This is a genomic window from Roseomonas sp. TS2 (genome assembly GCF_058833935.1).
The window spans coordinates 69,008-91,793 of sequence record NZ_JCACVY010000005.1 but is presented as its reverse complement, the minus strand read 5'-3'; the positions used below and the strand labels follow the sequence as shown (position 1 = coordinate 91,793).

At 72.4% G+C, this 22,786-nt stretch carries 22 protein-coding genes; 10 read left to right on the top strand and 12 right to left on the bottom strand.

All coding sequences use genetic code 11. The features are described 5' to 3' along the window. The 5 genes from ACZJYS_RS02400 to rpmG form a co-directional block, all read left to right on the top strand. Nucleotides 1-149 (top strand): DprA-like winged helix domain-containing protein (locus tag ACZJYS_RS02400; RefSeq protein WP_493175536.1); only part of this gene is annotated, 149 nt, incomplete at its 5' end. Between the two features lie 59 nt (nucleotides 150-208). Beyond that, nucleotides 209-2,968: a type I DNA topoisomerase gene (topA, locus tag ACZJYS_RS02395; RefSeq protein WP_493175525.1), complete on the top strand. Its 2,760-nt coding sequence runs from the start codon at nucleotides 209-211 to the stop codon at nucleotides 2,966-2,968. A gap of 3 nt (nucleotides 2,969-2,971) precedes the next feature. Continuing rightward, nucleotides 2,972-5,182 carry a ribonuclease R gene (rnr, locus tag ACZJYS_RS02390; RefSeq protein WP_493175523.1) on the top strand — a complete coding sequence of 737 codons (2,211 nt, stop codon included), beginning with the start codon at nucleotides 2,972-2,974 and terminating at the stop codon, nucleotides 5,180-5,182. 56 nt (nucleotides 5,183-5,238) lie between these two features. Next, nucleotides 5,239-6,789 carry a S41 family peptidase gene (locus ACZJYS_RS02385; RefSeq protein WP_379648375.1) on the top strand — a complete coding sequence of 517 codons (1,551 nt, stop codon included), beginning with the start codon at nucleotides 5,239-5,241 and terminating at the stop codon, nucleotides 6,787-6,789. 176 nt (nucleotides 6,790-6,965) lie between these two features. After that, nucleotides 6,966-7,133 (top strand): 50S ribosomal protein L33, encoded by a 168-nt coding sequence (rpmG, locus tag ACZJYS_RS02380; RefSeq protein ID WP_076955738.1) that lies wholly within the window; start codon nucleotides 6,966-6,968, stop codon nucleotides 7,131-7,133. Between the two features lie 116 nt (nucleotides 7,134-7,249). On the opposite strand, the gene ACZJYS_RS02375 is transcribed toward rpmG, so the two are convergent. The 10 genes from ACZJYS_RS02375 to rpmH form a co-directional block, all read right to left on the bottom strand. Continuing rightward, nucleotides 7,250-8,632: a PleD family two-component system response regulator gene (locus ACZJYS_RS02375; RefSeq protein WP_109515428.1), complete on the bottom strand. Its 1,383-nt coding sequence runs from the start codon at nucleotides 8,630-8,632 to the stop codon at nucleotides 7,250-7,252. A 273-nt stretch (nucleotides 8,633-8,905) separates the two neighbouring features. Next, nucleotides 8,906-9,337, bottom strand: a complete 432-nt coding sequence (locus tag ACZJYS_RS02370) for a hypothetical protein (RefSeq protein WP_109515427.1) — start codon at nucleotides 9,335-9,337, stop codon at nucleotides 8,906-8,908. Nucleotides 9,338-9,471: 134 nt separating this feature from the next. After that, nucleotides 9,472-10,623, bottom strand: a complete 1,152-nt coding sequence (gene dapE, locus ACZJYS_RS02365) for a succinyl-diaminopimelate desuccinylase (RefSeq protein WP_493175519.1) — start codon at nucleotides 10,621-10,623, stop codon at nucleotides 9,472-9,474. A gap of 8 nt (nucleotides 10,624-10,631) precedes the next feature. Beyond that, a complete protein-coding gene (gene dapD, locus ACZJYS_RS02360; RefSeq protein WP_109515425.1) occupies nucleotides 10,632-11,459 on the bottom strand; it encodes a 2,3,4,5-tetrahydropyridine-2,6-dicarboxylate N-succinyltransferase in 828 nt (275 codons plus the stop codon). A 136-nt stretch (nucleotides 11,460-11,595) separates the two neighbouring features. Continuing rightward, nucleotides 11,596-12,480, bottom strand: coding sequence for an acetylglutamate kinase (argB, locus tag ACZJYS_RS02355; RefSeq protein WP_109515424.1), 885 nt, complete (start codon nucleotides 12,478-12,480; stop codon nucleotides 11,596-11,598). Between the two features lie 99 nt (nucleotides 12,481-12,579). Next, entirely contained in the window at nucleotides 12,580-13,245 is a 666-nt protein-coding gene (gene yihA, locus ACZJYS_RS02350) for a ribosome biogenesis GTP-binding protein YihA/YsxC (protein WP_493175517.1), read from the bottom strand. Then, a complete protein-coding gene (gene yidC, locus ACZJYS_RS02345; protein ID WP_109515422.1) occupies nucleotides 13,242-14,999 on the bottom strand; it encodes a membrane protein insertase YidC in 1,758 nt (585 codons plus the stop codon). Before yidC ends, yihA begins: the two co-directional genes overlap by 4 nt. 13 nt (nucleotides 15,000-15,012) lie before the next feature. After that, the gene (gene yidD / locus ACZJYS_RS02340; RefSeq protein ID WP_379634357.1) at nucleotides 15,013-15,348 is read right to left on the bottom strand and encodes a membrane protein insertion efficiency factor YidD; all 336 of its coding nucleotides are present in this window, start codon (nucleotides 15,346-15,348) and stop codon (nucleotides 15,013-15,015) included. Then, entirely contained in the window at nucleotides 15,345-15,686 is a 342-nt protein-coding gene (gene rnpA, locus ACZJYS_RS02335) for a ribonuclease P protein component (protein ID WP_109515420.1), read from the bottom strand. Before rnpA ends, yidD begins: the two co-directional genes overlap by 4 nt. A gap of 29 nt (nucleotides 15,687-15,715) precedes the next feature. Further along, nucleotides 15,716-15,850, bottom strand: a complete 135-nt coding sequence (gene rpmH, locus ACZJYS_RS02330) for a 50S ribosomal protein L34 (protein WP_099093630.1) — start codon at nucleotides 15,848-15,850, stop codon at nucleotides 15,716-15,718. A 383-nt stretch (nucleotides 15,851-16,233) separates the two neighbouring features. On the opposite strand from rpmH, the gene ACZJYS_RS02325 reads away from it, so the two are divergent. The 4 genes from ACZJYS_RS02325 (at nucleotide 16,234) to ACZJYS_RS02310 (ending at nucleotide 19,543) form a co-directional block, all read left to right on the top strand. Continuing rightward, entirely contained in the window at nucleotides 16,234-17,661 is a 1,428-nt protein-coding gene (locus ACZJYS_RS02325) for a dihydrolipoyl dehydrogenase family protein (protein WP_493175513.1), read from the top strand. Nucleotides 17,662-17,719: 58 nt separating this feature from the next. Further along, nucleotides 17,720-18,514, top strand: coding sequence for a 3-hydroxybutyrate dehydrogenase (locus ACZJYS_RS02320; protein ID WP_379648363.1), 795 nt, complete (start codon nucleotides 17,720-17,722; stop codon nucleotides 18,512-18,514). Between the two features lie 76 nt (nucleotides 18,515-18,590). Further along, nucleotides 18,591-18,773 (top strand): hypothetical protein, encoded by a 183-nt coding sequence (locus ACZJYS_RS02315; protein ID WP_493175511.1) that lies wholly within the window; start codon nucleotides 18,591-18,593, stop codon nucleotides 18,771-18,773. Continuing rightward, the gene (locus ACZJYS_RS02310) at nucleotides 18,770-19,543 is read left to right on the top strand and encodes a methyltransferase domain-containing protein (RefSeq protein ID WP_493175509.1); all 774 of its coding nucleotides are present in this window, start codon (nucleotides 18,770-18,772) and stop codon (nucleotides 19,541-19,543) included. The genes ACZJYS_RS02315 and ACZJYS_RS02310 overlap by 4 nt, the downstream gene beginning before the upstream one ends. Before the next feature lie 53 nt (nucleotides 19,544-19,596). Here the strand turns inward: ACZJYS_RS02310 and ACZJYS_RS02305 are convergent, their stop codons facing one another. Further along, complete coding sequence (locus tag ACZJYS_RS02305; protein ID WP_493175534.1) at nucleotides 19,597-20,445, bottom strand: DMT family transporter; 849 nt, start codon at nucleotides 20,443-20,445, stop codon at nucleotides 19,597-19,599. Nucleotides 20,446-20,491: 46 nt separating this feature from the next. Beyond that, nucleotides 20,492-21,280, bottom strand: coding sequence for an aldolase (locus tag ACZJYS_RS02300; RefSeq protein WP_493175507.1), 789 nt, complete (start codon nucleotides 21,278-21,280; stop codon nucleotides 20,492-20,494). Between the two features lie 120 nt (nucleotides 21,281-21,400). Between ACZJYS_RS02300 and ACZJYS_RS02295 the strand changes: the two genes are divergently transcribed. Further along, nucleotides 21,401-22,645 carry a Zn-dependent hydrolase gene (locus tag ACZJYS_RS02295; RefSeq protein ID WP_493175505.1) on the top strand — a complete coding sequence of 415 codons (1,245 nt, stop codon included), beginning with the start codon at nucleotides 21,401-21,403 and terminating at the stop codon, nucleotides 22,643-22,645. Nucleotides 22,646-22,786: the final 141 nt, after the last annotated feature.

The following is a 22,786-nucleotide window of genomic DNA, read 5'->3' as shown; positions in this document are numbered from 1 at the left end:
TAGGAGCAGCACCAGTTGTGGTTGACGAGTTGCTGCGACGCTGCCACCTCTCCCCTGCTGCGGTGCAAGCAATCCTGCTCGATCTGGAGCTGGAGGGACGTATAGAAGCCCTGCCGGGCAACCGCGTGGTCCGCAGCGGATTACGGTAGAGACAACGCCTGACCAGAACGCCGCCCCAGGTGGCCAGAGAGAGCGCAGCACACCTGCCATGACCGACGTCGTCGTCGTCGAATCGCCGGCCAAGGCGAAGACCATCAACAAGTATCTGGGCCAGGACTTCACGGTGCTGGCGAGCTTCGGCCATGTCCGCGACCTGCCGGCCAAGGATGGCAGCGTCCGGCCGGACGAGGATTTCGCCATGGACTGGTCCGCCGAGGACCGGGGCGAGAGGCAGGTCGCCGCCATCGCCAAGGCGGTGAAGGGTGCCCGCAACCTCTACCTCGCCACCGACCCCGACCGCGAGGGCGAGGCGATCTCCTGGCACGTGCAGGAGATGCTGCGGGAGAAGGGCGCGCTGCGCGGCGTCCAGGTGCACCGCATCACCTTCAACGAGATCACCAAGCGGGCGGTGCAGCACGCCCTGGCGCATCCGCGCGACCTGGACACGCCGCTGATCGAGGCCTACCTGGCCCGGCGCGCGCTGGACTATCTGGTGGGCTTCACCCTCTCCCCCGTGCTGTGGCGCAAGCTGCCGGGCAGCCGCTCGGCCGGGCGCGTGCAGTCGGTCGCGCTGCGCCTCATCTGCGAGCGGGAAGCCGAGATCGAGGTGTTCAAGGCGCGCGAGTACTGGACGGTGGAGGGCCGCTTCCTCACCGCCAGCTCCGCCCCCTTCACCGCCCGGCTGACGCATCTGGACGGGCGGAAGCTCGAGCAGTTCGACCTGCCGGACGAGGCCCGCGCGCTCCGCGCCAAGGCCGCGGTGGAGGCCGGCAGCTTCAGCGTCGCCAGCGTCGAGAAGCGGCGGGTGCGGCGCAACCCGCCGCCGCCCTTCACCACCTCCACCCTGCAGCAGGAGGCCTCCCGCAAGCTTGGCTTCGGCGCGCAGCAGACCATGCGCCAGGCCCAGCAGCTCTATGAGGGCGTGGACTTCCAGGGCGAGACGGTCGGCCTCATCACCTACATGCGGACGGATGGCGTGCAGATGGCGCGGGAGGCGATGTTCGCCATCCGCGACCATGTGAAGGAGAGCTTCGGCCCCGACTACATCCCCGCCGCGCCGCGCGAGTATTCCTCCAAGGCCAAGAATGCCCAGGAGGCGCACGAGGCGATCCGCCCCACCGATGTGCGCCGCACGCCGGAGCAGGTGGCGCGCTTCCTGACGCCCGAGCAGCGCCGCCTCTACGAGCTGGTGTGGAAGCGGGCGGTGGCCAGCCAGATGCAGTCCGCCGAGCTGGACCAGACGGCGGTGGACCTGGCCGAGCCCAGCGGCCAGACCCGGCTGCGCGCCACCGGCAGCGTCATCGCCTTCGACGGCTTCCTGAAGCTGTACCGCGAGGATGTGGACGACGCCCCCGCCGGCGCCACCTCCGGCGAGGAGGACGATACCCGCACCCTGCCGCCCATGCGGGAGAAGGACCCCACCAGGCTGACCGCGGCGAACGCCGACCAGCACTTCACGCAGCCGCCGCCGCGCTATTCGGAGGCCAGCCTGGTGAAGAAGATGGAGGAGCTCGGCATCGGCCGCCCCTCCACCTACGCCTCCATCCTGCAGACGCTGCAGGACCGCGACTACGTGAAGATCGACAAGCGGCGCTTCGTGCCGGAGGACCGTGGCCGGCTGGTCACCGCCTTCCTGGTGAACTTCTTCGAGCGCTACGTTGACAGCAACTTCACCGCCAGCATGGAGGAGAAGCTCGACGACATCTCCGGCGGGCGGGCCGACTGGCGCGCGGTGATGCGCGCCTTCTGGGAGGATTTCAACGCCGCCATCGGCGCCACCAAGGACCTGACGATCAGCGCCGTGATCGACGCGCTGGACGAGGAGCTGGGGCCGCACTTCTTCCCCACCCCGGCCGATGGCGGCGACCCGCGCGCCTGCCCGGCCTGCGGCAATGGCCGGCTCGGGCTGCGGCTCGGGCGCAACGGCGCCTTCATCGGCTGCTCCAACTACCCGGAGTGCCGCCACACCCGCCCGCTCAGCGTGCCCGGCAACGAGCCGGAAGGCGAGGCGGCGCTGGCCGGCGGCATCAAGGAGCTGGGCACCGATCCGGTGAGCGGCGCGCCGGTGACGCTGCGGCGCGGGCCCTACGGCCTCTACGTCCAGCTCGGCGAGGGCGGCACCGATGCCAAGGGCAAGCCGACCAAGCCCAAGCGCGCCAGCCTGGCGCGCGGCATGGACCCGGATTCGCTCGATCTCGACCGGGCGCTCGCCCTGCTCGCCCTGCCCCGCATCGTCGGCCTCCACCCCGAGACGGGCGAGGAGATCTCGGCCGCCATCGGGCGCTTCGGCCCCTATGTGAAGATGGGCAGCATCTACAAGTCGCTGGACAAGGATGACGACGTGCTGACCGTCGGCATCAACCGCGCCGTGGCGCTGCTGGCCGATGCCAAGGCCAAGGTCCGCTCCATGGGCGCGCACCCGAAGGATGGCGAGCCGGTGGAGATCAAGCGCGGCCGCTTCGGGCCCTTCGCGCAGCATGCCGGCATGGTGGCGAGCCTGCCGCGCAACCTGACGATGGAGGAGATCACCCTCGACCAGGCGGTGGCGCTGCTGGCCGAGAAGGGCAAGAAGCTGCCGCCGCTCGGCGCCAAGAAGGGCGCGAAGAAGGCCGCGCCGAAGAAGGCGGCCGCCGAGGAGGCCACGGCCGAGGCGAAGCCCAAGGCGCCGGCGAAGAAGGCCGCGGCCAAGCCCAAGGCCGCCGCCGCGAAGGCCGGCACGGCCAAGACCGGCACGGCGAAGGCCAGCACGGCGAAAGCCAGCACGGCCAAGGCTCCGGCGAAGAAGGCCGCCGCCAAGGCGAAGGCCTGACCGGTGCCGGGCGAGGACGCGGCGCCCGGCCCGGAGCTTCCCTCGCGTGAGGCGCTGCGGCGCTTCCTGCGGGAGGCAAGCGGCCGCGTGGGCAAGAGCGAGATCGCCCGGCATTTCGGTCTGGGCGTGGAGCAGCGCCCGGCCCTGCGCGCGCTGATGAAGGCGCTGGAGGAGGAGGGCTGGGTGCCCGAGGCCGGCGCCCGCCCCGCCGGGGGTGGCGCCCTGCCCGAGATGGTGCCGCTGGAGGTGTTCGGCACCGATGCCGATGGCGAGCCCCTCGCCCGCCCGATCCGCTGGGAGGGCCGCGGCCGCCCGCCGCTCGTGCTGATGCGCCCCGAGCGCCCCGGCCAGCCCGCCCTGGCCCCCGGCGAGCGCATCCTGGCGCGGGTGAAGCCGCTGGGCGGCGGGCGCTACGAGGGCCGCACCTTCAAGCGCATCGGCGGCGGCCCGGCGCGCATCCTGGGCGTCTACCAGGAGGGGCGCATCCAGCCCACCGACCGCCGCCAGCGCCAGGAATGGAGCGTGGCGCCCGCGGACAGCCTGGGCGCCGAGCCCGGCGAGCTGGTGCTGGCCGAGGCGCTGCCCGGCAGCCCGCTCGGCCTGCGCCCGGCGCGGGTGACCGAGCGGCTGGGGCCGCTCGACGCGCCGCGCGCCGTCTCGATGCTCTGCATCCACGCCCACCGCATCCCGGAGGCGTTCCCGCCCGGCGCGCTGGCCGAGGCGGAGCGCACCCGCCCCGTGGGCGCGGAAGGCCGCGAGGACCTGCGCGCGCTGCCGCTGGTGACGATCGATGGCGAGGATGCGCGGGATTTCGACGACGCCGTCTGGGCCACCGCCGAGGGCGGCGGCTGGCGCGTGGTGGTGGCCATCGCCGACGTGGCGCACTACGTCCGCCCCGGCAGCGCGCTCGACGGCGCCGCCTGGGAGCGCGGCAACAGCGTCTATTTCCCCGACCGCGTCGTGCCGATGCTGCCCGAGGCGCTCTCCAACGGGCTGTGCAGCCTGCGCCCGGGCGAGGAGCGCGGCTGTCTCTTCGTCGAGATGACCTTCGACGCCCAGGGCCAGAAGACCGGACACCGCTTCGGCCGCGGGCTGATGCGCTCCCTCGCCCGCCTCACCTACGAGCAGGTGCAGGCCAGCCGCGCGGCGCCCGACGCCGCCCTGCCCATGGCCGAGATCGACGCGCTGTATGGCGCCTACGCCGCCCTGGCGGCGGCGCGCGAGCGGCGCGGCACGCTGGAGCTCGACCTGCCCGAGCGCCGCGTGCTGCTGGCCGGGGATGGCACGGTGCGCGACGTGGTGCCGCGCCAGCGCCTCGATTCCCACCGGCTGATCGAGGAATTCATGGTGGCCGCCAATGTCTGCGCGGCGGAGGAGCTGGAGCGGCGCCACCAGCCCCTGCTCTACCGCGTGCATGAGCGCCCCTCCGACGAGAAGCTGGAGGCGCTGCGCCAGTTCCTCGAGGCCATGGAGCTGGGCCTGCCCGCTTCCGACCGGATCCACCCGCGCGACTTCGCCCGCCTGCTCGATCAGGTGGCGGAGCGGCCCGAGGCACGGCTGGTGCACGAGACGGTGCTGCGCGCCCAGTCCCAGGCCGAGTACGCGCCAGACAATGCCGGGCATTTCGGCCTGGCGCTCGCCCGCTACGCGCATTTCACCAGCCCGATCCGCCGCTACGCCGATCTCGTCGTCCACCGCGCCCTGGTGCGCGGCCTGAAGCTCGGCGAGGGCGGGCTGGAGGAGGCGGAGACGGCCCGCCTGCCGGACACGGCCGAGCACATCACCCGCACCGAGCGCCGCGCCGCCGCCGCCGAGCGCGAGGCGGTGGAGCGCTACCTGACGCTGCACATGGCGTCCCGCGTCGGCGGCATGTTCGAGGCGCGGATTTCGGGGGTGACACGCTTCGGCCTGTTCGTCACGCTCACGGAGAACGGCGCGGGGGGACTCGTGCCGTCCTCATCCCTGCCGGACGATCAATGGACCTACGAGGAAGCCGCGCGCCGGCTTTCCGGCCGCCACACGCGCCTGTCCTTCAGCCTGGGACAGCCCGTGGAGGTGCGCCTGGCCGAGGCGATGCCGCTGACCGGCGGCCTGGTGTTCGAGCTGCTCGGTGCCACCCCGCCGGTGCCGGGCGCCCGCCGCAGCCGCATCCGGCGCGGGCCGCCCAAGGGCACCCCCGGCAAGCCGCCGGCGCGCGGAGCCAGGCCGCGCTAGCCATCGCCACCCCGCCCCTGCCATGCCACGGGCGGGCCACCGCCCTCCACGCCCGGATGCTGGCGCGGCTGCTGGCCCTCGCCCTGTTGCTGGCCGGGCCGCTGGCGCCCGGCCTCGCCCTGGCCCAGGCCGAGACCGGCTTCTCCCGCAGCCTGACCCGCGTGGTGCTGCGGGAGGCGTTCGAGGCCATCATCGAACGCCACCTGGAGGTCGCGGCGCCGGAGGAGATGGCGCTGTGGTCGCTGCGCGGGCTGGGGGCGGTGGATACCGGCCTCACCGCCGAGGTGCAGGGCGGGCTGCTGCGGCTGTATTTGGGCGGCGCCCTGCTGGCCGAGGCGCCGCTGCCCAGCTCGGCCCTGGCGCCGCAGGGGCGGCCCGACCTGGCCGCGCGCGAACCGGCCGAGCAGCTCGGGGAAACCCTCTCCCGCCTTTACGCCCAGGCCTGGGCGCATTCGCCGCAGCTGCGCCGCGCCGGGATGGAGCGGCTGATCCAGGCGGGGTTCGACGAGGTGTTCAACCATCTCGACCCCTACAGCCGCTACATCACCGCCGAGGAAGCCTGGGAGGCGCGGCAACGCCGGGTGGGCCAGTCCGGCCTCGGGCTGCGGGTGGCCAGCGGGCCGCGCGGCAGCGTCGTCGTCGCCGCGCTGGAGGCGGAGGGGGAGGCGCGCCGCGCCGGGCTGCGCGAGGGCGACACGCTGCTGGCGATCGACGGCATTCCCGTCTCCGCCCGGCGCATCACCCAGGCCGCGGAGCTGCTGGAGGGGCCGCCCGACACGCAGGTGCGGCTCAGCCTGCGGCGGGGCAACCAGCGCCTGACCCTGGTTCTGCGCCGCCCGAGCGAGGTGCTGCGCAGCCTGCGCACCGATGTGCTGGACGGCATCCTGTGGGCCCGCATCAGCGTCTTCTCCGCCGTCACCACCGAGCAGCTGGCCGAGGCGCTGAACAACGCCTTCGCGGCGCCGGGCCCGCCGCGCGGCGTGGTGCTGGACCTGCGCGGCAACCGGGGCGGCATCCTGACCCAGGCGATGGGCGTGGCCGACGCCTTTCTCAACAGCGGCGTGGTGGCGCAGAGCGCCGGGCGCCACCCCGATGCCCGCCGGGTGTGGCAGGCCGGCGGCAGCGACCTCGCGCAATCCCGCCCCGTGGTGGTGCTGGTGGATGGCCGCACCGCCTCGGCCGCCGAGATCGTGGCCGCCGCGCTGGGCGACCGCGGGCGCGCCGTGGTGGTGGGCAGCGCCACGCTGGGCAAGGGGCTGATCCAGATCGTGGTGCCGCTGCCGAACGGGGCGGAGGTGCTGATCTCCTGGTCGCGCGTGCTGGCACCGCTGGGCTGGCCGGTGCAGGGGCTGGGGGTGATTCCGGCGCTGTGCACCAGCCTGGGCCTGGAAGCCACCCAGCAGGCGCTGCAGCAGCTGGGCCAGGGCGCCTCGCCCATGCAGCCGGTGCTGGACCGCGCCCGCCGCGCCCGCGCGCCTGTGCCGGCCAGTGAGGTGGTGGCGCTGCGCGCCGCCTGCCCGCCGGCCGAGGAGCGCGACCTGGACCAGCAGGCCGCCCGCGCGCTGATCGACAACCCCGCCGCCTACCGCACCGCCCTCAACCCCTGAGCCCCTGGACCCCTGAGCCGGCGCCGGGGCGGGCGCCGAATCCCACCTTCCTCTTGACTGGAGCGGCCAGATGGCTAGGTTGCGGCCTCTCGCGTCGCACCCGGGCGCGCGGCCACGTGCCGCCCGGCGGATGGCGCCCCTGCTAGCGGTGCGCCCCGCGCCCACGGAAGATCGTCATGGCCAAGTCGAACACCATCCTGATCAAGCTCGTCAGCACCGCTGACACCGGCTACTTCTATGTGACCAAGAAGAACACCCGCAACACGACGGGCAAGATGGAGATGCGGAAGTACGATCCCGTCGCCCGCAAGCACGTCGCGTTCCGCGAGTCCAAGATCAAGTAAGTCCGCCCTGGCCCGGGGCGCCTTGCCCGGGGCCGCGTGACCGATGAATCGAGGCAAGGCCGCGTCCGGCTCCGGGCGCGGCCTTGCCGCTTTGGGCGGCCCCTGCCCTGGCGCCGTCAGGCAGCGCCGATATCGCAGGCGTGGTGGTCCTCGCCCTTGGCCAGTTCCACCCGGTCCCGTCCATTCGCCTTGGCGCGGTAGAGCGCCGCGTCGGCGGCGGCGGTCAGCCGCGGCAGGTCCTCCCCCGGCAGCGCCAGCGCCACCCCGATGCTGACGGTGACGCGCAGGGACATCCCGTTCTCCAGCAGCACCGTCTCCTCGGATATCGCGGCGCGCAGCCGCTCGGCCACCTGCATCGCCTCCTCCTCGGTGGCGCTCGCCATGGCGACGACGAACTCCTCGCCGCCGAACCGGGCCAGCACGTCCACGGCGCGCAGATGCTCCTTCATCCGCCGCGCGACCACCTTCAGCACGACATCGCCCGCCGCGTGGCCGTAGGTATCGTTCACCGCCTTGAAGCGGTCGACGTCGAGCAGCAGCAGCGCCGTCTGGCCGCCGCGCAGCAGCCCTTCCAGGTGGCGGGTGATGTAGCGGCGGTTGCGCAGCCCGGTCAGGCTGTCCGTCACCGCCAGCTCCAGGGAGCGGTCCAGGTCGGCGCGCAGCCGCTCCTGGTAGCGCTTGCGGCGCACCTGGTTGCGCAGCCGCGCGCGCAGTTCGTTCGGGTCCACGGGGCGGAACACATGGTCGTTGGCGCCGAGGTCGAAGCCGCGCAGCAGCTGCGCCCGCTGGTCGGCATCGGCGATGAGCATCACCGGCAGGTCGCGCGTCGAGGCCTGGGCGCGCAGGCGGGAGGCCAGGCGCAGCCCGGAATCGCCTTCCAGCGAGAGGCTGAGCAGCGCCACGTCGAAGCCGCCCTGCCCCAGCATGGTCCAGGCCTCGGCGCTGTCCCGCGCCTGGTGCAGGCTCACGGCGGCGGCGGTCAGTACCTCGCCGATCAGTTCCGCCTCGTTGGGGTCGTCGGTGGCCAGCAGCACCACGGCGCCGGCGATGTCGTCCGAGGGGCGCGGCTGCGGCTCGAAGCCCAGGTCGTTCGCCGTCTCGGCGCGCAGGCGGAAGGCGTCCAGCACCTGCTTCACCCGCAGCAGCGCCCGCAGGCGCGCGAACAGCGTGGCGTGGTCCACCGGCTTGGAGAGGAAGTCGTCCGCCCCCGCCTCCAGGCCGCGGACACGCTCCGCCGGGTCCACCAGGGCGGTCACCATCACCACCGGGATATGCGCCGTGACCGAATTGGCCTTGAGCCGGCGGCAGACCTCATACCCGTCCATGCCCGGCATCATCACGTCGAGCAGGATGACGTCCGGCAGCCAGTCCTCGGCGCGGCGCAGGGCCTCCGGCCCCGAGGACGCCAGTGCGACTTCGTAATATTCTGCGTTCAGCCGTGCCTCGAGCAGGCGGAGATTGGCGGCAATGTCGTCAACGACCAGAATACGCGCACTCATGCCGGCATTATCTCCACGCACCGGATGAAAGAAGGCCAACGCCACGGCAAGCGAGGCCACTCCGCAGTCCCCGACCGTGGCGTCTGCCCTTCCAGCACTGCCTTGTCTCCTCGGGACGGCTCCGCCCTGTCTGGCAGGGCGGGACCATCGTGCCATCCGTGCGGAAAATCTGCGTCGAGCTCCAGGTTCCGCGCGGCCGGCGCTTGCCGGAAACTATAGCACAGATGCGCGAAGTCGCGAGCATTGTCGCGGACCGAATACAACCAGGGGAGGTTATCCCGGATAGGAAAGCCCCACCACCAGGGTGGTCACGCACAGGCTGAGGGCGAGATCGAGCAGGACCAGGATCGTCGCGGGCAGCCCCGGCAGATGCAGCGCCAGGCGGGCCACGAACCATTCCAGCCACAGCGTGTAGCCGATGATGAAGAGGCTCAGCAGGTCCTGCGCCGGCTCCGGCAATGGCAGCGCCAGCAGGCTGAGCAGCAGCACCAGCGCGTACTGGAAGGCCGTGGCCCAGTTCCACGCAGCCAGGAAGCGCGGCCATTCGGCGCCGCGTCCCAGCATCCGCACCAGGGGCCTGGACAGCAGCGCATAGCCGGCCCAGGCGAGGACATAGCCGATTCCCTCCGCCGCCACGCCCCGCGGGGTGAGCAGCATCAACGGCTCCAGCAGCAGGCGCAGCAGCAGGAAGACCGGCAGGCACACCGCCGCCGCCCAGAAGGAACGCAGGGCCCCCGCGGGCGTGGTGGGGAACCACCGCAGCGCCTCCGGCCTGCCGCGCGCCAGATCCAGCGCGCCGCGCAGGCCGCACAGGATCTCGCCCAGGCGCTCGGCCGGCGTCAGACCGCCCGCTCCACGCCGAGCAGCGCGCGGATCACGGCGGCGTAGAGGCGGGAAAGCTGGCGCAGCTCCTCGACCGGCGTCGATTCATCGGCCTTGTGCATGGTGGCGCCGACCGCGCCCAGCTCGGCCACCGGGCAGTAGCGGGCGACAAAGCGGGCATCGGAGGTGCCGCCCCCCGTGTCGAGCCTCGGCTCCACCCCCGCCGCCTCCCGCACGGCCGCCACCAGGGCCGCGACGAAGGGACCGGGCGCGGTGAGGAAGCTCTCGCCCGAGCAGGAGACCTCGAGCACGTAGCGCGCCTCCTCGGCGCGCAGCGCGGCGTGCAGCGCCTCGGTCAGCGAGGCGCTGCTATGGTGGTCGTTGAAGCGGATGTTCAGCCGCGCCCGCGCCGCGCCGGGGATGACGTTGGTCGCCGGGTTGCCGACATCGACGCTGGTGACCTGCAGGGTGGAGGGCTCGAACCACTCGCTCCCCTCGTCCAGCGGCTGCGCCGTCAGCCGATGCAGCACCCGCACCAGCCGGTGCACCGGGTTGTCGGCGCGTTGCGGGTAGGCGCTGTGGCCCTGCGTGCCCTGCACCGTGATCGCCGCGTTCATGCTGCCGCGCCGGCCGATCTTGATGGTGTCGCCCAGCACGGCCTTGCTGGTGGGCTCGCCGACGAGGCACATGTCCGGCGTGTGGCCGTGCTCCGCCATCCATTCCAGCACCTTCACCGTGCCGTAATGGGCGGGGCCTTCCTCGTCGCCGGTGATCAGCAGGGAGAGGCTGCCGGGCAGGTCGCGCGGCAGGCTGGCGATGGCGGCGATCCAGGCGGCGATGCCGCCCTTCATGTCGGTGGCGCCACGGCCCATCACCAGCCCGTCGCGCAGCTCGGCGCCGAAGGGGTCGGTGGTCCAGAGCGACGGGTCGCCGGGCGGCACCACGTCGGTATGGCCGGCGAAGCAGAGATGCGGCGCGCCGCTGCCGCGCCGGGCGAAGAGGTTCTCCACCGCCTCGCCCTCCCCGCCCTCGGCCGGGCCGAAGCGCAGCCGGGTGCAGGTGAAGCCGAGCGGCACGAGCGCCGCCTCCAGCACCCCGAGCGCCCCGCCCTCCGCCGGCGTGACGCTGGGGCAGCGGATCAGGTCCTGCAGGAGCGGAAGCGGGTCCATGGCCGGCCTCAGTCGCGCAGCAGCTCGTTGATCGAGGTCTTGCTGCGCGTCTGCGCGTCCACGCGCTTGACGATGACGGCGCAGTAGAGGCTGGGGCCCGGCGTGCCGTCCGGCAGCGGGCGGCCCGGCAGGCTGCCCGGCACCACCACCGAATAGGGCGGCACCTGGCCCATGAACACCTCGCCCGTGGCGCGGTCGACGATCTTGGTGGAGGCGCCGAGGAACACGCCCATGGACAGCACGCTGCCCTCGCCGACGATGACGCCCTCGGCCACCTCGGAGCGGGCGCCGACGAAGCAGTTGTCGCCGATCACCACCGGGTTGGCCTGGAGCGGCTCCAGCACGCCGCCGATGCCGGCGCCACCGGAGATGTGGCAGTTCCTGCCGATCTGGGCGCAGGAGCCGATGGTGGCCCAGGTGTCCACCATCGTGTTCTCGTCGACATAGGCGCCGAGGTTCACGAAGGAGGGCATCAGCACCACGCCGCGGGCGATGTAGGCCGAGCGGCGCACCACGGCGCCCGGCACGGCACGGAAGCCGGCGGCGCGGAACTGGTTGTCGCCCCAGCCCTGGAACTTCAGCGGCACCTTGTCATAGGCCGTCATGCCGACGCCCATCGGCGCGCTGTCCTCCAGCCGGAAGGAGAGCAGCACCGCCTGCTTCAGCCACTGGTTGACGCGCCAGCCGCCCTGCCCGTCCGGCTCCGCCACGCGCGCCTGGCCGGAATCGAGCAGCGCCAGCGCGGATTCGACCGCGTCGCGATCCGCGCCCTTCGTGGCGGGGGAAAGCTCGGCGCGGCGCTCCCACAGCGCGGCGATGGTGGCGGAAAGGTCCATGGTCGGTCTACCCCGGTCGGTCGGCGCGTGAACAAGACGTCCGGCGGGTATCCTAGGGGGGCTGCATCCTGTCAACGGCGCCAGGAAACGGGCGGGGGAAGGAATTCCCCCGCGCCCCCGCCTTTTTCCTGTCCGCTCAGGGGCGGATCAGGGTGCCGGCGCCGCCCTCGGTGAACAGTTCAATCAGCACGGCATGCGGCACCCGGCCATCGACGATCACCGCGCCCTTCACCCCCTTCTCGATGGCGTAGATGCAGGTCTCGATCTTCGGGATCATGCCGCCCGAGATCCAGCCGGCGGCGATGCCGGCGCGCGCCTCGGCCACGCTCATCTCGGGGATCAGCGTCTTGGTCTCGTCCAGCACGCCGGCCACATCCGTCAGCATCAGCAGGCGGGAGGCGTTCAGCGCGCCGGCAATGGCACCGGCCGCCGTGTCGGCATTGATGTTGTAGGTCTGGCCATCCGGCCCCACCCCGACCGGTGCCACCACCGGCACGATCTGCGCGCCGATCAGCAGCTCCAGCACATGCGGGTCCACATGCTCAGGCTCGCCGACGAAGCCGAGATCCAGCACCTTCTCGATGTTGCTCTCGGGATCGATATAGGTGCGGGTGAGCTTCTTCGCGCGGATCAGCCCGCCATCCTTGCCGGAGATGCCCACCGCCATGGCCCCGGCGCGGGTGATGCAATCCGCCACCTGCTTGTTGACGGTGCCGGAGAGCACCATCTCGACCACGTCCACGACATTGCCATCGGTCACGCGCAGGCCGTTGACGAACTCGGACTGCACGTTGAGGCGCTTCAGCATGGCGTTGATCTGCGGGCCGCCGCCATGCACCACCACGGGGTTCACGCCCACCTGCTCCAGCAGCGCGATGTCGCGGCCGAAGCGGTCGGCCGCCGCGGTCTCGCCCATGGCGTGGCCGCCATACTTCACCACGATGGTCTGGTCGTCGTATCGCTTCAGCAGCGGCAGCGCCTCCGCGAGGAGTTCCATCTGGCTGCGCGCTTCTTCGGTCATGGCCTTGGCTCGTCCGGTCCCGTGGGTGGCCCGCCTTACGGAAGCGTGGGCGGAGGGTCAAGGGGCACCCTCCGGCGCCCCGCCCCCGGGCGGCCCGGCTCAGGCCGGCGCGGCCAGCGCCGTCAGCTCGGCGCGCAGCTCGGGGATGCCCTCGCCCGTCTCGCTGCTGGTGGTGATGACGAGCGGATGCGCGGCGGTGTGCTCCTTCACCAGCGCCGCCGCCTCCTCCTGCCGCTGGCGCAGCCAGTAGGGCTTGGCGCTGTCCGCCTTGGTCAGCACGATCTGGAAGGTGACGGCGGCGTCGGTCAGCAGCTCCATCGCCGCGCGGTCGGAGGCCTTGGTCTCGATGCGGGCATCGAGCAGCAGCACCACGCGGCGCAGGTTGGGCCGGCCGCGCAGGTATTCGAACATCAGCCCCTGCCAGTCCTCCTTCACGCTGCGGGAGGCCTGGGCGTAGCCATAGCCCGGCATGTCCACGAGCGCGAGGCGGCCGCCCAGGTCGAAGAAGTTGAGCTGCTTGGTGCGCCCCGGCGTGCCGGAGACGCGCGCTAGGCTGTTCTGCCTGGTCAGCGCGTTCACCAGCGACGACTTGCCCACGTTGGAGCGGCCGCAGAAGGCCACCTCCGGCAGCCGGGCCTCGGGCAGCTGCTCGAGCTTCTGGCTGGCGAAGTAGAACTCGCAGGGGCGGCAGAACAGCAGCCGCCCCGCCTCGATGAGGGCGGCGCGCTCCTCGTCGTCGCGCGCCTCCAGAAGGCCCGGGCTCACCCCTTGGCCTTCGCGCCGGACTTCGCGAGCGCCTTCTCCTGGCGCCGCGCCGCCCGCTCATGCCGCATGATGTACCATTGCTGCGCCACCGAGAGCAGGTTGTTCCAGGACCAGTAGATGACCAGCCCGGCCGGGAAGCTGGCCAGCATGAAGGTGAAGATCACCGGCATCCAGGTGAAGATCTTGGCCTGGATCGGGTCCGGCGGCGTCGGGTTCAGCTTCTGCTGCACGAACATGGTGATGCCCATGATGATGGCCCAGACCGGCATGTGCAGCATCGCCGGCGGGTCCCACGGGATCAGCCCGAACAGGTTGAACAGGTTCGTCGGGTCCGGCGCCGAGAGGTCGCGGATCCAGCCGAAGAAGGGCGCGTGCCGCATCTCGATGGTGACGAACAGCACCTTGTAGAGCGCGAAGAAGACCGGGATCTGGATCAGGATGGGCAGGCAGCCGGAGGCGGGGTTCACCTTCTCCGTCCGGTACAGCGCCATCATCTCCTGCTGCGCCTTGGCCGGGTCGTCCTTGTAGCGCTCCCGGATCTCCGTCATCTTCGGCGTCAGCACCTTCATCCGCGCCATGGACTTGTAGGCCTTGTTGGCCAGCGGGAAGAAGAGCAGCTTCAGCGCCACGGTGAACACCAGGATGGCGACACCGAAATTGCCGAACATCTTGAACAGGAAATCAAGGGCGTAGAAGAACGGCTTGGTCATGAAATAGAACCAGCCGAAGTCGATCGCCTTGTCGAAGTTCGTGATGCCCAGATTGTCCTGGTAGGCATCCAGCAGATGCACTTCCTTGGCGCCGGCGAACACCCGGGTGGCCAGGCTGCCGGTGGCACCGGGCGCGACCGTGAGCGGCGACGGCGGCGCGAAATCCACCTGCCAGCGGTCCTGCCCGCCTTCCGCCACATGGCGCCAGGCGGCGCGCATCGGCTGCGCCGTGTCCACCGGCGCGATGGCGGAGAGCCAGTACTTGTCGGTGAAGCCGGCCCAGCCGCCGGTGGTCTCCTGCTCGAGCGCGATGCCGCGGTTGGCATCTTCCTTGGCGGAGCTGTAGGTCTGCTCGTTCAGGCGGCCGTTCAGCACGCCGACGAAGCCCTCATGCAGGATGTAGAAGCCTTCCGTGCGGGGCGTCGTCTCGCGGCGCACGCGCGCCCAGGGCAGCACCTGCACCGGCTCGGCGGCGTTGTTCACCACGCGCTGCTCGGCCTGGAACATGAAGTTCCGGTCCAGGCTCAGCACGATCTGGAAGGTCTGGCCCTGGCCGTTCTCCCAGGAGAGCGTCACCGGGCTGTCGGGCGCCAGCGGGCCGCCGCTCGCCGTCCAGTCCGTATCGCCATCCGGCACGCGGGTGCGGCCATCGGCGGCCGACCAGCCCCACTGGGCGAAATAGGGCTGCAGCTCCTCGCGCGGCGCAAACATGCGCACCAGCGGCGAGCCGGGGGCCACCGTCTCGCGGTAGTCCTTCAGCACCAGGTCGTCGAGCCGCGCGCCGCGCAGCAGCAGGCTGCCGGAGAGGCGCGGGCTGTCGATGCGCAGCCGCTCGGGCGCCGGGCGGTTGGCCTGCGCGGCCGCTTGGGCATCCGTGCTGCCGGGGCTGCTGGGCGCAACCGGCGCGGCGGGCACGGGTGCCTGCTGCGAGACCGCGGCCGGCGCATCGGCGGGCGGCGGGGTGGTTTCGCGCTTCCAGAGGTCGAAGGCGAGCAGGATGCCGATCGAAATCGCAATCGCCGCGAAGAGTCGCTTCTGGTCCATCGGATCCGTGCCGTCAGGCCTTGGTGTGGGCCACCGCGCGGGGCGGCGGGCATGGGGGCGGCGCCGTGTCGGGCGCCGGCTCGGTCGCGTCCGGCGCCGTCACCGCTGGCACCGGGTCGTAGCCGCCGGGATGCCAGGGGTGGCAGCGCAGGATACGCCGCGCGGCAAGCCAGCTGCCGCGCGCCGCGCCGTGGGTGTCCAGCGCCTCGATCGCATAGGCGCTGCAATGCGGGTAGAACCGGCAATGGCTGCCGATCACCCCGCGCAGGGTAAGCTGGTAGGTGCGCACCGCGCCCTTCAGCACCCAGGCGGCCGGGCTGGCGCGGCGGTGGCCGGCCAACCGGTTCATGGCTTCAGGACGCCGGCCTGGCGCAGCGCGCCACGCAGGTCGGCCAGCAGCAGCGCGAAGCGCCGCCCGGCGGTGCCGTCGCGCCCGATCAGCACGAGGTCCCACCCTTCCGGCGCGTCGCGGCCCAGGGTCAGCCGGGCGGCCTCGCGCAGGCGGCGCTTGGCGCGGTTGCGCACCACGGCGTTGCCCAGCTTCTTGGTGGCGGTGAAGCCAACGCGAAGCGGCCCCGCCGTTCCCGGCAGGGCCTGCAACACCAGGCTCGGCCTTGCGGCGCGGCTGCCCTTGCCGGCGACGCGAAGGAATTCGCGCCGCCGCTTGAGTCGGGGCGGCGAGGCCATGGGCTAGGCTGCGCGGGGTGCGCCGCCGCTCAGGCGGAGAGCTTCTTGCGGCCCTTGGCGCGGCGGTTGGCCAGCACGTTGCGGCCGCCCACCGTCTCCATGCGGGCGCGGAAACCATGCCGGCGCTTCCGGACGAGCTTCGAGGGCTGATAGGTACGCTTCACGACGCGCTACTCCACTGGTCAGGGTCAGATCCGCGCCGCCCTTCCCAGGACCGCTGCGGCACAGGCCGGACGTCCCGCAGGGGCGGCCGGCGAAGGTGGCGACGTATAGGGAGGCGCATCGCGTCCCGTCAACCGCTCTCGGCTCCGCACGGCCCTTCCGGCGGGGCGGCGCTGGCCCCATCTGTGCCGCGACATGCTCCCGCAACCCGCCTCCCCGCCCTCCGCCGCAGGCCTGGCGCTGCGCCCCGGGCGCCGCTCCGGGCCGCCCTCGCCAGGGCGGGGGCGCTTGCGGTACGCCGCGGGCCGCGCATCCTGGCGCGGCGCCCGGATTCGCGCCGCCCCGGGCGCGGGTGCCCATTTCCAGACGAGGAGCAGAGACCGACATGCCCGACCATGACGTGGCGATCATCGGCGCCGGCGCCGCCGGCCTCTCGGTGGCCGCCATCGCCGCCTCGCTCGGCCGCAACGTGGTGCTGTTCGAGCGCGATCGCATGGGCGGGGCGTGCCTGAACACCGGCGGCGTGCCCGCCCAGGCGCTGCTGGCCGCCGCCCGCCGCGCCGCCGAGGCGCGCAGCGGCGGCGCCCTGGGCATCCATGCGGAGGGCGTCCGGGTGGACTGGCAGGGCGTGCGGCGGCATGTGCGGCAGGCCATCGCGCAGGCGGCGCCGCAGGAATCGGGCGAGCGGCTGGAGAGCCAGGGCGTCACGGTGGTGCGGGCCAGCGCGCATTTCATCGCGCCCGACCGGATCGAGGCGGCCGGACGCACCTACGGGTTCCGCCGCGCCGTCATCGCCACCGGCACGGCGCCGGTGGTGCCGGACCTGCCGGGGCTGGTGAACCTGCCCTGGCTGACCAGCGAGACGCTGCTCGCGCTGGAGGAGGCGCCGCGCCACCTGCTGGTGCTGGGCGGCGGCACGGTGGGGGTGGAGATAGCGCAGGCCCATGCCTGCCTCGGCTGCCGCGTCACCCTGATCGAGCTGCGCCCCAACATCCTCGCCGAAGAGGACCCCGAGCTGCGCCTGGCGGTGCGGGAGGCGCTGCGGCGCGACGGGGTGGAGGTGCTGGAGAACAGCCATGTCGTGGACGCCGAGCGCACCCCAGACGGCGTGGCGCTGCGGCTGGACAATGGCGCGCTGGTGCGCGGCTCGCACATCTTCTTCGCCATGGGCCATGCGCCGCGCCTGGCGGCGCTCGACCTCGCCGCGGGCGGCCTGCGGGCCACGCCGCGCGGCGTGGCGGTTGGGCGGGACCTGCGCAGCCCGGACAACCGCCGGATCTGGGCCGCCGGCGCGGTGGCCGACCCCGAGGGGCTGGGGCCGTGCGGCCTCACCAACGCCGCCGCCCAGCACGCGCGCGTGGTCGCCCGCGGCATGCTGCACCGCCTGCCGGCGCGGCTGGACTACGCCGCCCTCCCCCGCCTCGTCCGCACCGCGCCAGAGCTGGCGCAGCTGGGCATGACCGAGACGGAGGCGCGCGCCGCCGGCCATGCCGTGCAGGTGGCCCGCCAGCCCTTCGCCCAGAATCCCCGCGCCATCGCCGAGGGCGACACCGAGGGCCAGGTGAAGCTGGTGCTGGACGGGTCGGGCCGCCTGCTCGGCGCCGGCATCGTCGGCGCCGGCGCGGGCGAGGTGGCGGCGGTGCTGGGGCTGATGATGGGGCGGAAGCTGCCCCTCTCCGCCCTGGCCGAGGCCATGCTGCCCCACGCCACCCGCGCGGAGGCCGCCCGGCGTGCCGCCGCGATGGTCTCCACCCCGCAGCCGGCGGGCGGCCTCGCCCGCCTCTGGTCGGGGCTGGCCGCGCGCCTGCGCTGACCGCCCGGCGCCGCCTCCGCCGCTCACCCTCCGCCACAGGAACAGGAAAGCCTCTCGCATGGAACAGACCCTCGCCGGGCGCACCGCCCTGATCACCGGCTCCACCAGCGGCATCGGCCTCGGCATCGCCACGATGCTGGCGGCGGCGGGCGCGCGCGTCATGCTGAACGGCTTCGGCAGCGCCGAGGACATCGCCAACGCCCGGCGCGCCGTGGCCAAGGCCGGCAACGGCCCCGAGCCCGAGCATTCGCCCGCCGACCTGTCCGACCCCGCCCAGCTCCGCGCCATGTGCGCCGAGGCGGAGAAGGTGCTCGGCCAGGTGGACATCCTGGTGAACAATGCCGGCATACAGTTCACCAGCCCGGTGGAGGACTTCCCGGACGACAAGTGGAACGCGATCATCGCGATCAACCTCTCGGCCAATTTCCACACCATCAAGGCGCTGCTGCCGGGGATGAAGGCGCGCGGCTGGGGCCGCATCGTCAACATCGCCTCCATCCACGGCCTCGTCGCCTCGCCGGAGAAGGTGGCCTATGTGGCGGCCAAGCACGGGGTGGTGGGCATGACCAAGACGGTGGCGCTGGAGATCGCCCGTGGCGGCGTCACCTGCAACGCCATCTGCCCCGGCTTCGTCCGCACGCCGCTGGCCGAGAAGCAGGTCGGCGCCCTGGCCGAGAAGAACGGCATCAGCGAGGAATCCGCGCTGAACGACCACCTCTTCGCCAAGCAGCCCAGCAAGCGCTGGGTTGAGGTGGAGGAAGTGGCGCGCATGGCGCTCTATGTCTGCGGACCGGACAGCGGCAGCATCAACGGCGCGGCGCTATCGATCGATGGCGGGTGGTCGGCGGCCTGAACCACGGTGCCGGGACCGGGGGTTTCCCCGGCCCACCCTCCCTTCGAGACATTTTTGAAGATCAAGGAGCTAGTGAATGATCTTCAGTGACGTTATGCGCCTCGTCGGGGTGGCCATCCTGGCCCTGATGGGGCTGTTGATCGCCCGCAGCAACATGCCGCTGATCACCACCCAGCATATCGGCATCGCCCTCTTCATCGGTGCGATCGCCTATGGCCTGCTGCTGGTGAAACGGCACTTCGACAGGACCCTGCGATGAACGGTGACCGCGAGGGGTGGGACCCCACCCAGTATCTCCGCTTCTCCGACGAGCGCCTGCGCCCCGCCATCGACCTGATCGCCCGGCTGGACCATCCGGGCGCGGTGCAGGTGGTCGATCTCGGCTGCGGCGCGGGCAACGCGCTGCCGCTGCTGGCGGCGCGCTTCCCGGGCGCCACCATCTCCGGCGTGGATGGCTCGGCGGCCATGCTGGCCCGCGCGGCGGAGGCCGGCTTCGCCACGCACCAGGCGGACATCGCCCGCTGGGCGCCGCCCGGGCCGGTGGACGTGCTGTTCTCCAACGCCGCGCTGCACTGGCTGCCGGACCATGCGGGCCTGTTCCCCCGCCTGCTCGGCACGCTGGCGCCGGGTGGCACGCTGGCGGTGCAGATGCCGGCCATGCACGACGCGCCGCTGCGCGCCCTGCAGGACCAGATTGCCCGTCAGGGACGCTGGGCGGAGCGGCTGCGCGGCGTCTCCTCGGCGCCGCCCATCCTGCCGGCCGGCGACTACTACAACCTGCTGCGGCCGCGGGTGGCCAGGCTGGAGATGTGGTTCACCGAATACGTCCATGTGCTGCAGGGCGCCGACCCGGTGGTGCAATGGGCCATGGGCAGCAGCCTGCGCCCCTATCTGGACGCGCTGGACGAAGCCGAGCGGCCCGACTTCCTGGCCGCCTATGGCGAGGCGCTGCGCCCGCATTACCCCACCCAGGCGGATGGCACCGTGCTGCTGCCCTTCCGCCGGTTCTTCCTTCTGGCCTCAATGTAGTGATCTTTCAGGAACAGCGTCTTACGTGCTGCTCCTGAAGTAATGCAGGAAGTTCAGCCCCGCAGCGCCAGCACCACGCCGGAGAGGGTGAGCGCCACGGCCACGCCCTGCCGCCAGCCCAATGGCTCACCCAGCAGGGCGGCGCTGGCCAACATGCCGATCAGCGGCGTGGCCAGCGTGCCCATGGCCGCCGTGTTGGCCGGCAGCCGCCGCAGCGCGCCGAACCAGGTGAGGTAGCAGAGCGAGAGCGGCACCGCCGCCATGTAGAGCACCCCGCCCCAGCCGATGAGGCCGGGGCGGCTCCAGTCCGGCCGCTCCAGCAGGAGGGAGAGGCCGAGGATCGGCACCGTGCCCAGCGCCACCTGCCACACCACCGCCGCCACGGGGTGCAGCGCCAGCGGCCGCCGCTTGCTCATCACCGCGCCGAGCGCGAAGCACAGCGCGGCGGCCAGCAGCAGCAGCAGCCCCGGCGTCTTGCCCGCCCCTCCCGGCAGTCCATCGGGCAATCCGCCACCCATCAGCACGGCCACGCCGGCCAGCCCCAGCAGCAGCGCCAGCACGCGGCGCAGCGTCGGCCGTTCGCCCAGCAGCGGCCAGGCCAGCATCGCCGCCCAGACGGGCATGGTGTAGGCCACCACCGCCGCCTCGCCGGCACCGAGCCAGAGCAGGCCGAGGGTGGAGAAGCCCATCCAGGCGCTGACATTGAGCAGCCCGAAGCCCAGCAGCGCCCGCCGCTCGGAGGCCGGCACGGCGAGCGGCCAGCCCAGCGCGCGGGCCAGCAGCGCCAGCCCCAGCGCCGCCAGCAGCCCGCCCAGGCCGCGCGCGGTCAGCGGCGGCAGCTCCTGGATGACGGCCTTCAGGATCGGCCAGGTCAGCCCCCAGCCGAGGGCGGTGACGGCCAGGCACAGGAAGCCCGCGCGGCGCTGCCGGGCGGCCTCGCCCGCGGGTTCAGGCGAGATAGCCCGGTTCCTCCCGCGCCAGGATGCGCTTGACGCTCTCCAGGTGCAGCCGGGCGCTCTCGCGGTCGCCCTCGCGCATCTGCGCGTAGGTGCGCTGCGCCAGCTCGGGCGCCACCGGCTTCAGCGTGCGGCCGGTGGAGAGGGCCAGGCGCTGCACCTCGCAGGCGCGCTCCAGGTAGTAGAGGTCGTCCCATGCCTCGGCGATGGTCGGGCCCACCACCATCACGCCATGGTTCTTCATGAAGACGATGTCCGCCTCGCCCATGGCGGCGGCGATGCGGTCGCCCTCCGCCTCGTCCAGCGCCAGGCCGTTGTAATCCTCGTCGATGGCGGTGCGGCCGTAGAACTTCAGCGCCGTCTGCCCGGCCCAGACCAGCGGCGGCCCCTCCAGCATGGAGAGCGCGGTGGCGTTGGGCATGTGGGTGTGGAAGGCGGCGCGGGCGCGCGGGTGCTTCATGTGCAGCCGGGCGTGGATGTAGAAGGCCGTGGCCTCCGGCGTGCCCTGCCCCGCCACCACATTGCCGTGGAAGTCGCAGACCAGCAGGCTGGAGGCGGTGATCTCAGCGAAGGCCTGGCCATAGGGGTTGACCAGGAACAGATCCTCCCGCCCCGGCACCATGGCGCTGAGGTGGTTGCAGATCCCCTCGTGCAGGCCGAGCCGCGCCGCCATGCGGAAGCAGGCGGCGAGGTCCACCCGCGCCTGCCGCACCGCGTCGGCGTCGAGGTCGGAGTTGCGCAGGATGGCGGGGGCGCCGGGGGCGCCGAGGGCATGGGCCATGGTTCGTCTCTCTCCGCGGCGGCATCCGGCATCGATGCTGCCATCGGTGCCGCTCCGGCAGGCTTGCAGAGTGGCCGGCAGGCGGCAAGATGCCGGCCGGTTATGAAGGGAATTATGCCGATGTCGGGCACCAACCAGCGGATCGATGCCAAGCGCCTGTGGGACAGCCTGATGGCGATGGCCGAGATCGGCGCCACGCCGAAGGGCGGCGTCAAGCGGCTGACCCTGACGGAGGTGGACAAGGCCGGCCGCCAGCGCTTCACCGAATGGTGCGAGGCGCTGGGCCTGACCGTGCGCGTCGATGCCATCGGCAACATGTTCGCCCGCCGCGAGGGGCGCGACCCGGCCCGCAAGCCGGTGCTGATGGGCAGCCATCTCGACAGCCAGCCCTCGGGCGGCAAGTTCGACGGCGCGCTCGGCGTCATCGCCGGGCTCGAGGTGATGCGCACCCTGCACGACCTCAACATCACCACCGACGCACCGATCGAGCTGGTCAACTGGACCGACGAGGAAGGCAGCCGCTTCGGCCATTCGCTGATGGGCAGCGGCGCCTGGGCCGGCATCTATTCGCTGGAGAAGGTGTACGGGCTGAAGGATGTGGAGGGCGTCAGCGTCGGCGAGGCGCTGGAGCGGATCGGCTACAAGGGCGAGCACCCGGCGGAGCCCTTCCCCGCCGACGCCTATTTCGAGCTGCATATCGAGCAGGGCCCGATCCTGGAGCGCGAGGGCCGGCAGATCGGCGTCGTCACCGGCGCCCAGGCGCAGGTCTGGTACGACGCGGTGATCACCGGGCAGGACGCCCATGCCGGCACCACGCCCCCCTCCGCCCGGCGCGACGCGCTGCTGGCCGCGGCGCGCGTCATCGAGCGGGTGGACGCGCTGATGCGCGAGCGCGGCGAGGGTGGCCGCGGCACGGTGGGCCAGCTGCACGTGCTGCCCAACAGCCGCAACGTGGTGCCGGGCGAGGTGCGCTTCTCCATCGAGTTCCGCCACCCGGACGACGCGCAGATCGAGGGGCTGGCCGCCACCTTCCCGGCCGAGGCGAAGGCGCTGGCCGAGGCCAATGGCTGCACGCTGGACCTGACCGAGCTGTTCCGCATCCGGATGCAGCCCTTCGATGCCGGCTGCGTGGACCTCGTCCGCCAGGGCGCGGCGCGGCTTGGCTACAGCACGCGGGAGATCGTCTCCGGCGCCGGGCACGACGCCGTCTATGTGGCGCGCTCCGTGCCGACGGCGATGATCTTCACCCCCTGCAAGGACGGCCTCTCCCACAACGAGGCGGAGAGCATCCTGCCGGAGGAGGCGGCGGCCGGCTGCCAGGTGCTGTTCGAGGCGGTGGTGGCGCGCGCCAACCGGGCGCTCTGACCAGCCGGGCGCCTTGAACGGGCTGCCGCGGAACCGCTCCGCCGGCCATGGCCGGCGGAGCGGTTCCGCAAGCGGCAGGGCTCGTGCGCAGAGTCGCCCTTGCCATTCATAACGTGGAGTTGATAGGAGGACGGGTCCTTT